The sequence below is a fragment of the Marinobacter psychrophilus genome (assembly GCF_001043175.1).
Taxonomy (GTDB): Bacteria; Pseudomonadota; Gammaproteobacteria; order Pseudomonadales; family Oleiphilaceae; genus Marinobacter; species Marinobacter psychrophilus.
Genome location: NZ_CP011494.1, coordinates 3,338,893 through 3,351,638, shown reverse-complemented (window position 1 = coordinate 3,351,638; position 12,746 = coordinate 3,338,893). Strand labels below are relative to the sequence as shown.

Here is a 12,746-nt window from a genome sequence, read left to right as displayed (position 1 = left end):
TTTAAGCTTTTGAATTCGTTTCAATCAAATTTTGGGCTGTTATAAAGCTTAACCGACCGAGCCTTCCAGGCTGACTTCCAGCAGTTTGCCGGCTTCTACTGCAAACTCCATGGGCAGCTCTTTAAAGACTTCTTTACAGAAACCGTTAACGATCATGGATACGGCCTGTTCCGCGTTGATACCGCGCTGGCGGCAAAGGAACATCTGTTCGTCGCTGACTTTTGACGTGGTCGCCTCGTGTTCCACGATGGCCGACTTATTCTTGCTTTCTATGTACGGGAAAGTGTGGGCGCCGCAGCGGTCACCAATCAGCAGGGAGTCGCACTGGGTGAAGTTTCGTGCACCTTCGGCTCCCGGATTGAACTTGATCAGGCCGCGGTAGGTGTTTGAGCTGCGACCGGCAGAAATACCCTTGGAAATTACCGTGCTGCGGGTATTTTTACCCAAATGAATCATTTTTGTGCCGGTGTCGGCCTGCTGGTAGTTGTGGGTCAGCGCGACTGAGTAAAATTCACCGACGCTGTTGTCGCCGCGCAGTACGCAGCTGGGGTACTTCCAGGTGACCGCTGAACCGGTTTCGACCTGGGTCCAGGATACTTTGGAGTTGTCACCGATGCAGGCGGCGCGTTTTGTGACGAAGTTGAAGATGCCGCCTTTGCCGTTTTCGTCGCCTGGGTACCAGTTCTGTACCGTGGAGTATTTGATCTGGGAGTCTTTTAGCAGCACCAGTTCGACGACTGCAGCGTGCAGCTGGTTTTCGTCGCGCATAGGTGCAGTGCAACCTTCCAGATAGCTGACGTAACTGCCTTCGTCGGCAATGATCAAGGTGCGCTCGAACTGACCGGTGTTGGCAGCATTGATGCGGAAGTAGGTCGACAATTCCATCGGACAACGCACACCTTTGGGGATGTACACAAAGGAGCCGTCGGAGAATACCGCCGAATTCAGCGCAGCAAAATAATTGTCAGCGGCAGGAACCACGCTGCCCAGATACTTTTTCACCAGTTCCGGGTATTTCTGAACCGCTTCTGAAATCGGGCAGAAGATAACGCCGGCTTTTTCCAGGGGCTCTTTGAAGGTGGTCACGACAGAGACAGAGTCAAATACTGCGTCTACAGCAACGCCCGCTAATTTAGCCCGTTCGTGCAGCGGAATACCCAATTTTTCATAGGTGCGCAGCAGCTCGGGATCGACTTCGTCGAGGCTCTGAGGCATATCTTCCGGGCGCTTGGGCGCGGAATAATAGGAAATGTCGTTGTATTTTACCTTTGGGTAATTAACGTGTGCCCAGTCAGGCTCTTCCATATCGAGCCAGCGACGATAGGCTTTAAGGCGCCACTCCAGCATGAATTCGGGTTCTTGCTTAAGTGCAGAAAGACGGCGAATTACGTCTTCATTAAGGCCCGGCTCAAAGGTATCTGACTCAATCTCGGTTACGAAACCGTGTTCGTAATCCCGCTTGATGAGTTCTCTTACCTCTTTGTCTGTGGTCGCCATAATCGTCGCTCCGTGTTCTTTTATCGTGGGCTGTGACGCCCTTTAATTTGCTAGCAACCGCAAGGGTTGCAGGGCTGATCTGTTGCTTGCTGACTGTGATTGTACAATACCAGAGTAATTTAGTCAGGTATTAAATCGAGGAAAACCCTTTTTAGGCCGCAAACCATTTTTAAAGCGGTTTGCGCGTCTGGGTTACGGTCAGTGCGCACTATTATACGTGCAGTTTAGCTTTGTATGCCATTCGGTAGGATACGTGTCAGGTAGCTGTTAACAAGCTGCGCGGGAGCGTTTTGAGGCACGGGAATACGTACAATGTAGCCGCTGCCGGGGGCGCAATCCATGGCGCCCCCATTGAAATTTTCCATAGCAGGCAGGCTGAATCGCAGGTTGCCGCTGGGGGTGACCAGTTCCAGCAGGTCACCGATGGAGAATTTGTTTTTCACGGTGATGGTAAGCCACTGGTCGTTGGCGTCAGCGATGGCACCCACCACCTGCTGACTGCCGAGATAGGATGAACCCTGCTCGTAACTCTGATATTCCTGGGGCAGGTGGCGGCGCAGGAACCCTTCGGTGTAACCGCGGTTCGATAGAGCTTCGAGCTCGTCCATCAGGCTCATGTCAAAAGGCTTGCCTTGTACCGCTTCGTCGATGGCCCGGCGGTAGGCCTGGGTAGTGCGTGCGACGTAATAAGTGCTTTTGGTGCGGCCTTCAATTTTCAGTGAGTGCACGCCCATTTCAGACAGGGCGGCCACGTGCTGCACCGCGCGCAGGTCACGAGAATTCATGATGTAGGTGCCGTGTTCGTCTTCATAAGCGGGAATTAAGCTGCCAGGACGGTTGGGTTCTTCCAGCAAAATTTCCCTGGGTTCAACCTCCTGCACAGGGCAATCAGAAGTGCGGGCGATCAAGTCGCCGGTTTGATCGTGGCCGTGTGCCACCGGTTTGTAGTTCCAACGACAGGCGTTAGTGCAGGCGCCTTGGTTGGCATCGCGGTGGTTCATGTAGCCCGACAACAGGCAGCGGCCGGAGTAGGCCATGCACAGGGCGCCATGTACAAACACTTCCAATTCCATCTGCGGCACCCGCTCGCGGATCTCGCGAATTTCGTTCAGTGCCAGTTCCCGTGACAGAATGACCCGGTTGATGCCTTGGCGGCGCCAGAACTCCACCGTTGCCCAGTTTACCGCGTTGGCCTGAACAGACAGGTGTATGGGCTGGTCTGGCCACTGCTCCTTTACCAGCATGATTAAACCCGGGTCGGACATGATAAGTGCATCGGGTTGTTGCTCCAGTACCGGCGCCAGATCTTTCAGATAGGAGCGAACCTTGTCGTTGTGGGGTGCAATGTTAGATACCACATAGAATTGCTTGCCCAAACTGTGAGCGCGCTCGATACCGGCACCCAGGGCGGCTGCGTTCTTGAAACTGTTGTTGCGAACCCGCAAAGAATAGCGTGGCTGGCCGGCATAAACCGCATCGGCGCCATAGGCAAAGGCGGTTTCAAGGTGCTCAGGGGTGCCGGCAGGCGCAAGCAATTCTGGGGTGTTCATAACGGGCTCCAGGATGAGTATGTTGAGGATAGGGCGCTTATCAAGAGTAGCGAGCGCGCCATTGTGCCCGAGCCAATCGGAATTTCAGTTGACCTCGCTCAAGGGTATTATGGATTAATTTCAGCTAACATCTGTACGCTGAATGCTCTGATGGTTTATCTTTCACCACCGAATTTTTTTAAAGATGACAATAAATTCTGAGTCAGGAGGGGCTTCATGGCTGTAAACGGGCAGCAGCAGGCTGTGCGGGCATCTTTGAGTATCCGCGTGCGTGTTTTAATTGACGGCCAGCTGGCCAGAGGAAAGGTTGGTGTAGAGGTGGTGGCATCGCAGCTACACATGAGCCGCTATACCTTGCACAAAAAATTGAAAGCGGAAGGGCTGACCTTTGCACGTATATTGGAGGACGTTCGCCGCAAGCAGGCGTTGGCCTACATGCAGGACAAAACCAAGCCGCTGGTAGAGATTGCCGAACAGCTTGGGTTCTCAGAACTGAGCGCATTCAGCCGGGCGTTCAAACGTTGGATGGGTTCGTCGCCGGCTGAATACCGCTCGGTCAGGTTTTCCTGAATCGAGATTAGAACTTTTTGAACACCAGGCTACCGTTGGTGCCGCCAAAGCCGAAACTATTGCTCATCACATATTCCAGGTTCTGGTTTTCGCGCACTTCGCGCACGACCGGGTAACCTTCTGCGCCTTCGTCCAGGTTTTCGATGTTGGCTGATGGGCAAATAAAGTTTTCACGCTGCATGATCAGGCTGTAAATGGCTTCGTGCACGCCTGCCGCGCCCAGAGCGTGACCGCTCAGTGCTTTGGTAGAGCTCAGCGGCGGAATGCGGTCTCCAAAGGCCTGCTTGATAGCTTTCAGCTCGGTGATGTCGCCGGCGGTTGTGCTGGTGCCGTGGGTGTTGATGTAGCTGATTTCGCCGTCGATGTTTTTCATCGCCTGCTGCATGCAGCGTACTGCACCCTCGCCGCTGGGAGCGACCATATCAGCGCCATCAGAGGTTGCGCCAAAACCGACGATTTCCGCCAGAATGTTGGCGCCGCGGGCTTGTGCGTGCTCCAGAGCTTCCAGCACCAGGGTGCCGCCGCCGCCCGAAATCACGAAACCGTCACGGTTAGCATCGTAGGTGCGCGACGCTTTCTCCGGGGTGTCGTTGTACTTGGTGGACAGCGCGCCCATGGCGTCGAACAACATGCTCAGGCTCCAGTGGATGTCGTCGCCACCGCCCGCCAGCATGACGTCCTGGCGGCCCATAGCAATCAAGTCTGCAGCGTGGCCAACCGCGTGGGTACTGGTAGCACAGGCCGACGTAACGCCGTAGTTAACACCGGTGATGCCGAACGCCGTAGCAATGCTGGCATTGATAGAGCTGCCCATGGTGCGTGGCACCCGGTAAGGGCCCACCCGGCGAATGCCTTTTGCACGATGGGTGTCGATGGCGTCCATCAGCTCCACGGTAGATGCGCCACCGGTGCCAAAAATAGCCCCGGTGGTGTTGGCGCGGATCTGCTCGTCGGTCAGGCCGGACTGGGCCAGAGCTTCTACCGTCGACAGGTGGGCGTAGCCGGAGGCCGGGCACATAAAGCGCCACAGCTTGCGGTCAATCAATTCTGGAAGGTTCAGGTTGATCTGACCGCAAATCTGGCTCCGTAGGCCATTATCACGGGCTTCTTCACTGAAGCCGATACCGGACTTTACTTCCCGCAGTGATTTGGTTACAGCCTTTATGTCGGTTCCAAGGCTGGACACAATGCCCATCCCAGTGATTACAACGCGACGCATGTCAGTCACTCCTAAAAATTGTCGGTGGAAGTGAACAGGCCTACACGTAGGTCTTTGGCCGTATAAATTTCCTTGCCGTCCACTTCCATGCGGCCATCAGCGATAGCCATGGTTAACTTACGCTTTATAAGACGTTTGAAGTCAAGATGGTAAGTGACTTTTTTGGCATTAGGAAGAACCTGGCCAAAGAATTTCACTTGACCCGAGCCCAGCGCGCGGCCTTTGCCCTTGCCACCGGTCCATGCCAGGTAGAAACCGAGCAGCTGCCACATGGCGTCAAGGCCCAGGCAACCCGGCATAACGGGATCGCTGTCAAAGTGCACCTTGAAGAACCACAGGTCCGGGTTGATATCCAGCTCTGCGGTCAGGCCGCCTTTGCCGTAAAGCCCACCTTCGTTCCCAATGTGGGTGATGCGGTCGAACATCAGCATTTCATCAATGGGCAGGCGCATGCCAGCGCCCTTGAACAATTCACCGTGACCGCAGTCGATCAGGTCTTGTTTGCTAAACGTGTTGGGGTACGGGTTGGAATCCATAGTGCCGATGTCTCTTTCACAAGATGATTTTCCACAACTCTAGCTCGAAATTCGCCGGATGCTATTGACCATTAGTGGATAATTACAAAGTTTGCGCAATGTTTACCCGATTTTACCGTCTGGCCGTGGGCTAGCGAGTATGTGGGTGTAGCGCCATAAAAAGACACCAAAGGCGATCAACCATAGCATTGTGCTGACGCCAATGCCGGCGTGCCAGCCTAGAATATTGAAGGCAGTCAGCACCCGTGCCACCGCTGCCAGATGAATCAATACAAAGGCGGTTGCCATGCCCCGTGGCAGTACCAAGGGTCGGCCGGTGTGACCTAGGGTTACCCGTGCTATAACCCCAAATATCAGGCAGCCAATGGCGCCAGCGCCGGCAGCGTGGGCCCAGGCGATTGAAGGCCAGCCGGCCAGCAAGTGCCCGGCTAGAAGAGTCAGCGCCACCGGCACCCATAGAATCGACAGGTGTAAAATCCACAACAGCGGTTCTTTTCGTGTCAGCCAGCCTTTCCAGTGGTAAAGCCGCACCAGCATAATGCCAGCAGCAACGATGGCCATCACTCCAGCGAGGGTGCGCCAGCCGCTCACCAGCGTTGCTAGTAGCACAATCATCGCAAATACGCTGGCCATATCCAGTTTGGCCGAATTTTTCACCAGTGAAGGGCTCAGCCCCTGCCGGCCCAGATAACCGCTGGTGAAGGCTGGTGTGATGCGCCCGCCAACAATGCTGATCAGGGCCAGGCCCATCAGCAGTGCACCGTAACCATAAACCGGATCAAGACGGATAACGAGGCCGATTTGCATCAGCCATAAAAGGCCCAGTACCACTAATATCATCAGTTGGCGTTTCTGCCGCGCGTGCCAGACACGCCAGCCGGCATCGATCATGACCAACGGCAGAAAGGCCAGGTTCACACCCTGCACCAGCCAAACGGGAAGATCACCGCCAAATGCCAGCAATAGCCGGCCAGCAATCCATACACCCCAAAGTAGAACCAAACGCAGCCCATGAATGCGATCGGTTTGGGTCCAGGTGCAGACTGCCGTTAGCAGAAAGCCCGCAATGGCGGCGGTCAGGAAACCGAACAGCATCTCGTGCTGGTGCCAGAGCACCCCGGGCAAAGCTAATGGCAGTTGTAAGATACCTGTTGCCTGGAGTACCCATACTGGCAACACAACAACAACCAGCAGGGCCATCGATAGAAAGAAAATGCGAAAAGGGTAACCGAACAATTGACCGATACTGGCGCGGTCAGCGGAGGGTGTCGGAATCGCCATGAAGGATCTCCGTTAATAGTGGTATTTTAAGTATATGTTAAAGCAGGGCCAGTTCAAATGACATACCCGCATAGGAGTAGTGTGCGTACAATGGCGTTTTTTCGCCGCGCTTTTGCCCTTTGATTTGGGCTGAGATAGGCTATTTTGCGCGGTTTATAATCAACTTCATCGAAATTAAGGAACCTTGCCCGTGTACATGACTTTAAAAAGCATACACATGCTCACCGCGTATTTGACAGTGACGCTTTTCGCACTGCGTCTGCTGATGGATGCCGTGGGCCGCCCCGGTTGGCGGCAAACGCCTTTGCGCTGGATCCCCCACGCTAACGACACGGTGCTGCTGGTCAGTGCTGTCAGCCTGGTGTTTGTAACGCCGTGGATGCCGTTAGTACACGGCTGGTTAACAGCCAAGATAATTCTGCTGGTGGGTTATATCGTAGCCGGTCTGTTTGCCCTTAAAGTCAGTGTTGATAAGCGCGCACGCATCGTGGCAGCGGTGCTTGCCCTGTTGCAGATAGCCGCGATATTCCACTTGGCGACGGCCAAACCGATACTCTTCTCCTAACGCTGTTCGGCTTTTTAACGGCCGCTGAATAACTCCGGAAGGTCGGCGGACTCTGCCGAGTTGGCCCACTCTTTGCGTTCGGCACTGCAAATGGCCAGGTGCATGCGCAGCAACGTGAACAAGGCCAGCGCAAATATCAGCATGAAGTTAGTTTGCCAGATGCCGGTTATATTACTGATGGCGGCGAATGCCAGTAGCATCGGGGCGGCAAGAATGGCTCCGGCCATCATGAGTATGGCGGTCGCCGTGTTTACTTTATGGGGATAGTGCTGGGAATAGTGCTGGGGATAGTGCTGGGAATAGTACCGTGTAATTTGGCTAGATAATGTCGCTTGGCCAAGAGCAAGAAATAAGCCCAATGCAATCATCAGCGTTGAAAAAAGTGGCAGGCCGAGGCTTAAGGTAAAGGGAATCTCGCGGTTGATGCCATGAATTTGATAATGGGTTGGGGGGTAGCTGAGCATAAACGTCACGATTAATATGCCGGTCAGACTGTGGTACATCATCCGCCGCGCGCCGAATCGCCATGTCAGCTTTATGGCCGGGGCATGAAATAGCGCTGCAGGTATTACCCAAAGTAAACCGGTAAGCGCTGCGTGACCAACGTCAAGCTGATACAGCCCCGCCAGATAATGCGGCAGCCACAGGGCAAGAACAATAAAGCTGGCAGACACGCCGCTGTAAAACACTGCAAAACGCCACATCAGACGGTTTTTCTTAATGCAAGGTGTTCCGGCCCCGTGCCTGATCGTTTTTGCGCCTATGACATTCGCGGGCATTGCCCGCCGGTCAGCGTTTATTCCGAACGCCAAACGTAACCCAGAGCCTGCCAAAACAATCAGCGCTAGTACCAGGCTGAGGGTGTTTGCCTGCAGGTGTAATCGGTTTTCCAATACTAATCCGCCGATCCCGCAAAGCAGCAGCGCCAAAGCACCCAAAAGGTACGCCGAAGTTTTTGGTGCAAGCTCCGGCTCAAGCGGCACTTCCTGCGCTTGATGATCCGATTGAAAACGTTTTTTTTGCACACTACGGCCTCATTTATAGAGCTTTTTTGGCGACTGCAGATGTTACCAAAACCATGAATATTCGGGCCGGGGCATCAGGGGTACCTCCTGCTGGGGAGCGATGGGGTAGGTTTTTGCGTAGCAACAGGGGCAAGGGGATAGGGTGTTAATTTCTCTGGTGGGGTAGGCGCCATAGACGTTGATATGCATCAATTATAAGTGGCTGTTAAGTGTGGGCTAATACACTCATAGACCACCGCAACGTCTGTAACGGTGCCGATGAATTCGCCGGGAATCCCTCTATGAAAATAATGATCGCCTACGATGGCTCGCGCAATGCCAAACAGGCGTTGGCACAAACCATCACCATGTTCCACTCGCTCAAACCTACCCTCAGCCTGGTTGCCGTAGCCGAGAACCCGCGTGACATAACCGCAAGCAACGAGGACTTGTTTCAGGAAGAACTGGTCAGTTTAAAACAGGCCTTGCAAGAAGCTCTGGACATGTGCGTCCGGGAAGGCATCAGCGCCAACTCCCTGTTACTGGAGGGAGATGCACGCAAGATGTTGCTCTACGCCGCTGAAAATAAAGTGCAGCCAAACATGTTGGTGATTGCCCGCCACAGTGAAGAGCCGGACGGCGGTTTTATTGCCCGTTCACTGACTTATTTCGTCGATGAGCTGGACTACATGACATTCGGTAAGGTCAGTTCGTTTCTGGCGCGCCGTGTGCAATGCCCACTGCTTATTCTGCCTAGCTGCTGATCGCCTCTGGCGCTGTAGTAACCGACAGAACTGAAAGAACTGGAAGCCCCCGGAGGCTTAAATGAAAGTCGCAGCTATATTCGGTTTTAAAAATCCAGAGATCAAAGCACTGCACCTGACCTGGATTGCGTTCTTCATCACATTTTACGTGTGGTTTAACATGGCGCCGCTGGCGTCGAGCATGCTGAAAAGCGTGAACTGGCTAACCGCTGATGATTTGCGCCTGTTTGCCATTTGTAACGTGGCGCTGACCATACCCGCACGAATTATTGTGGGTATGGCACTGGACCGCTTCGGCCCGCGCCGGGTGTTTTCGATTTTGATGGTGCTGATGTCGATACCGGCCCTGACCTTCGCCTTCGGTAATACCATGACCCAACTGCTGGTTAGTCGCCTTGTGCTCAGCTCCATTGGCGCCAGCTTCGTGGTGGGTATTCACATGACCGCCATGTGGTTCAAGCCCCGCGATATCGGCTTTGCCGAGGGCTTCTACGCCGGTTGGGGCAACTTCGGCTCGGCTGCTGCTGCGCTAACGTTGCCGACCATTGCCCTGCAAATGTACGGCGGTGATGATGGCTGGCGCTGGGCCATTGCCCAGAGTGCCATCGTGATGGCGCTGTATGGCGTGTACTACTGGTTTGCGGTTACCGATGGCCCCGTTGGAACCGTGCATCGCAAGCCCCGTAAAGCGAGTGCGTTGGAAGTCAGTACCTGGGGCGACATGGTTAAGCTGATTCTATGGACCATTCCTTTGATTGGCGTACTGGCCATTCTGGTGTGGCGTATTCAGAACATGGGTTATCTAAGCGTGACGGGTGCGGTCGTGGCCTACGTGGTGATCTGTTCCATTGTTTGCTACCAGATTGTGCAGATTCTGCGGGTTAACGTTCCTATCCTGAAAAAGGGTGTACCGGAAGACGACAAGTACCCGTTTAACAGCGTTGCCGCATTGAACAGCACCTACTTTGCCAACTTTGGTGCGGAACTGGCGGTTGTGTCCATGTTGCCGATGTTCTTTGAGGAAACCTGGAGCTTGGGCGCTGCCGCCGCCGGAATGGTGGCTGCCTCTTTCGCCTTCGTGAACCTGGTTGCCCGGCCTATGGGTGGCCTGGTGTCGGACCGCATGGGCAACCGCCGCTTTGTGATGCTCAGCTATATGTTTGGTATTGCGGTGGGCTTTGCACTCATGGGTATGCTGAATTCCAGCTGGCCGCTGATTGTGGCCGTGGGCGTGACCGTGTTTACCTCATTTTTTGTGCAGGGTGCTGAAGGCGCTACCTTTGGTATTATCCCGTCCATAAAACGCCGTTTGACCGGGCAGATTTCCGGTATGGCCGGAGCTTACGGTAACGTAGGTGCGGTGGTTTATTTGACAATCTTCACTTTTGTGACGCCCTCCCAGTTTTTCTACATTATTGCCGTTGGTGCGTTTGTAAGTTGGTTACTGTGCTTTATGTGGCTGAAAGAGCCGGAATCGGGTTTCGCCGATGAATACGCAGTGTCGTCAGTAGACTTGCAGATAGAGGAAGAGGACCGTATCCGCACGGCGTCCCTTGGCTAAGACAGTTTGGCGCACAGAAAAAACCCGCCGGGAGTGATTTCAGCGGGTTTTTTTTGAGGATAAGGGGCAGATTTAAAATCTGTCCCCAGCCCGTAAGCCCCAGGCTGAAAAGTGCGGGTTGGCAAAGTTTGGCTTGCCGTACACCATGGGCTTGTTGTCCAGGGTAATCAGTTGGCCACCGGCTGCACGCAGCACAGCGTCACCGGCAGCAATGTCCCATTCCATAGTGGGCCCCAGTCGCGGATACACATCCGCTTCACCGGCGGCCAGCAGGCAAAGCTTTAGTGAAGAGCCTGCACTGGTCTGGCTGGCGACCTTGGCACCGGCTAAAAATCGCGCCAGAGCGGCTTCGTCGCCGTGGGAGCGGCTGGCGACAACGGTTAACCCGGCCGCTGGCACAGGGCGGCACTGAATGGCCTTGCGTTCGCCGTTTTCCTCTACAAAAGCACCTAGCCCGAGGCCACCAGCGAACAGTCGCTTCAGAGCCGGTGCCAGAACCACGCCCAGTACCGGCACGCCGTTTTCAATCAGCGCAATGTTAACGGTGAACTCGCCGTTGCGGTTGATGAATTCTTTTGTGCCGTCCAGGGGGTCTACCAGCCAGAATCGGTCGCCGGTTTTTGGTGTATTGCCGGCGGCGGCCTGCTCCTCCGCGACAATAGGAATTCCCCTGTCCAGTGCCTGCAGCGCCGGCAAAATGAGCGCTTCGGCCAGCTCGTCGGCTTCTGTAACTGGCGATGCGTCGCTCTTCGTACGCACGTCAATATTGCCGCCGTAAATGTTCATGATGGCGTTGCCGGCGTCGTGCGCAATGGGTAGAAGCTTTTCAAGCAAGGATGCGTAAGCGTCCATTTTCATTGATTTTTCGCCATTCGAATAAAGTGGTGGTGAACAAGACGCACGCTAAGGTACACCAACGCCAGAGTGACCGGTATGGCGATGCCCAGAACAAGAGACTTGTTGAAAACAATACCGGCTTCATAAACGGAATCGAGCACCAGTTTAAGCAGCCCTATCAAATAGTAGGTAATCGCAACCACTGAAAAACCTTCAACGGTGTGTTGCATCATTAGCTGAATTTTGGAACGCCTATCCATAGAACTCAGCAACTGCTGATTCTGGCTTTGAATCGCCAGCTCTACCCGCGTTCGCATCATGTCTGAGGCACGGTCTACCCGCCTCGACAGATCTTCGAGGCGTTCGCCAACGGCTTCGCAAGTTTTTACTGCCGGTGTCAGGCGCCGTGTCAAAAACTCGGTCAGGGTAAGGTGCCCAGTCAGTTCATCTTCTTTGAGTTCGTCCAGACGTGTCATTACCAGCTGGTGATAGGCCCGTGTGGCTGAAAATCGAAAGGTAGCGCGGGCGCGAAAGGCTTCAATGCGCGCGGCAATGTAGGTCAACCGGGTTAGCAGCGCCTGCTCGTCTACGTCTTGATTGTCTGCCAACGTTTGGGTAACCAGTACGAGCTGCTGATCCATATCATTTAACGATGGTGTGATCTCGCGGGCGACAGGCAGCGCCAGCAATGACATCAAGCGATAAATTTCTATTTCCATCAGGCGCTGGGTCAGTCGCCCTAGCTGGCTGTTCGACATTTTGTGATTTATCACCATAAATCGCCCGAAGCCGTCACTGTGCAGCTGGAAGGTACTCCAAACCTTTGCGGCTCCCTCCTGCGGACTGCTGCCTATAAGGCGTAAACCCTCGAAATGTGTACGCACGTAGTCAGGGTTTTCGCGGGCCCTATCAGCACTGCCTTTCTGGATATCCAGATGAAATGCGGCTATGACGGTGCCGCTTAATTCCGCAAGCCAGCCCTCTGGCAGTAGGTTAATGGCGTTTTCGGAAAAAGGTACAGACCGGTTGGGGGCCAGATTCACAAACGTGTATGAGGCAAATTCCATATGCATTTCCCGCCTAACCCGCAGGTCACCAAAGGTTTGCTCAAAACAGCCTACTTCTTGCTGGGGTGGAACATGGCCAAGCAGTGTATGAAGAGTTTGCAAATGTTGGAACTGGCTCTGGCGTTGCTCAGGATTGGTCAGCACCGCAATGTGGCTGACTCGTGCCGGCGAGGGAAGTATCTGGAACGGGCGAGAATGCAGCTCGTCATAAAAATCACCCCGTAAAGGGTGGATATCGAGGTTGGCCAGTAACTCGCTCACGCTGGGGCTGATCCTTTTGTTAGACAAAGAAGTG

12 protein-coding genes are annotated in these 12,746 nt (G+C 54.3%); 4 read left to right on the top strand and 8 right to left on the bottom strand.

Features of this window, described 5'->3' with window-relative positions; genetic code table 11:
- Positions 1-48: 48 nt before the first annotated feature.
- Positions 49-1,497, bottom strand: coding sequence for a Fe-S cluster assembly protein SufB (gene sufB / locus ABA45_RS15215; RefSeq protein WP_048387529.1), 1,449 nt, complete (start codon positions 1,495-1,497; stop codon positions 49-51).
- A 224-nt stretch (positions 1,498-1,721) separates the two neighbouring features.
- The gene (gene trhP, locus ABA45_RS15210; RefSeq protein ID WP_048387527.1) at positions 1,722-3,047 is read right to left on the bottom strand and encodes a prephenate-dependent tRNA uridine(34) hydroxylase TrhP; all 1,326 of its coding nucleotides are present in this window, start codon (positions 3,045-3,047) and stop codon (positions 1,722-1,724) included.
- 216 nt (positions 3,048-3,263) lie between these two features.
- Between trhP and ABA45_RS15205 the strand changes: the two genes are divergently transcribed.
- Positions 3,264-3,617: a helix-turn-helix transcriptional regulator gene (locus ABA45_RS15205; RefSeq protein WP_048387525.1), complete on the top strand. Its 354-nt coding sequence runs from the start codon at positions 3,264-3,266 to the stop codon at positions 3,615-3,617.
- Positions 3,618-3,624: 7 nt separating this feature from the next.
- Here ABA45_RS15205 and ABA45_RS15200 read toward each other — a convergent pair whose 3' ends face one another.
- The 3 genes from ABA45_RS15200 to ABA45_RS15190 form a co-directional block, all read right to left on the bottom strand.
- Positions 3,625-4,836 (bottom strand): beta-ketoacyl synthase N-terminal-like domain-containing protein, encoded by a 1,212-nt coding sequence (locus ABA45_RS15200; RefSeq protein ID WP_048387523.1) that lies wholly within the window; start codon positions 4,834-4,836, stop codon positions 3,625-3,627.
- 11 nt (positions 4,837-4,847) lie between these two features.
- Complete coding sequence (gene fabA, locus ABA45_RS15195) at positions 4,848-5,372, bottom strand: bifunctional 3-hydroxydecanoyl-ACP dehydratase/trans-2-decenoyl-ACP isomerase (RefSeq protein WP_014872483.1); 525 nt, start codon at positions 5,370-5,372, stop codon at positions 4,848-4,850.
- 102 nt (positions 5,373-5,474) lie between these two features.
- On the bottom strand, positions 5,475-6,653 hold the full coding sequence (locus ABA45_RS15190) for an NnrS family protein (protein ID WP_048387522.1): 1,179 nt from the start codon (positions 6,651-6,653) through the stop codon (positions 5,475-5,477).
- A 196-nt stretch (positions 6,654-6,849) separates the two neighbouring features.
- Between ABA45_RS15190 and ABA45_RS15185 the strand changes: the two genes are divergently transcribed.
- Positions 6,850-7,218 carry a SirB2 family protein gene (locus ABA45_RS15185; protein ID WP_187290812.1) on the top strand — a complete coding sequence of 123 codons (369 nt, stop codon included), beginning with the start codon at positions 6,850-6,852 and terminating at the stop codon, positions 7,216-7,218.
- A gap of 14 nt (positions 7,219-7,232) precedes the next feature.
- Here ABA45_RS15185 and ABA45_RS15180 read toward each other — a convergent pair whose 3' ends face one another.
- On the bottom strand, positions 7,233-8,243 hold the full coding sequence (locus ABA45_RS15180; RefSeq protein WP_048387520.1) for an MFS transporter: 1,011 nt from the start codon (positions 8,241-8,243) through the stop codon (positions 7,233-7,235).
- 281 nt (positions 8,244-8,524) lie between these two features.
- Between ABA45_RS15180 and ABA45_RS15175 the strand changes: the two genes are divergently transcribed.
- Positions 8,525-8,986, top strand: a complete 462-nt coding sequence (locus ABA45_RS15175; RefSeq protein WP_048387518.1) for a universal stress protein — start codon at positions 8,525-8,527, stop codon at positions 8,984-8,986.
- A gap of 61 nt (positions 8,987-9,047) precedes the next feature.
- The gene (locus tag ABA45_RS15170) at positions 9,048-10,547 is read left to right on the top strand and encodes an MFS transporter (RefSeq protein WP_048387517.1); all 1,500 of its coding nucleotides are present in this window, start codon (positions 9,048-9,050) and stop codon (positions 10,545-10,547) included.
- Between the two features lie 72 nt (positions 10,548-10,619).
- Here the strand turns inward: ABA45_RS15170 and cysQ are convergent, their stop codons facing one another.
- Both cysQ and ABA45_RS15160 read right to left on the bottom strand, forming a co-directional pair.
- A complete protein-coding gene (cysQ, locus tag ABA45_RS15165) occupies positions 10,620-11,405 on the bottom strand; it encodes a 3'(2'),5'-bisphosphate nucleotidase CysQ (RefSeq protein ID WP_048387514.1) in 786 nt (261 codons plus the stop codon).
- Entirely contained in the window at positions 11,402-12,712 is a 1,311-nt protein-coding gene (locus tag ABA45_RS15160) for a DUF3422 domain-containing protein (protein WP_048387508.1), read from the bottom strand. The genes cysQ and ABA45_RS15160 overlap by 4 nt, the downstream gene beginning before the upstream one ends.
- Positions 12,713-12,746: the final 34 nt, after the last annotated feature.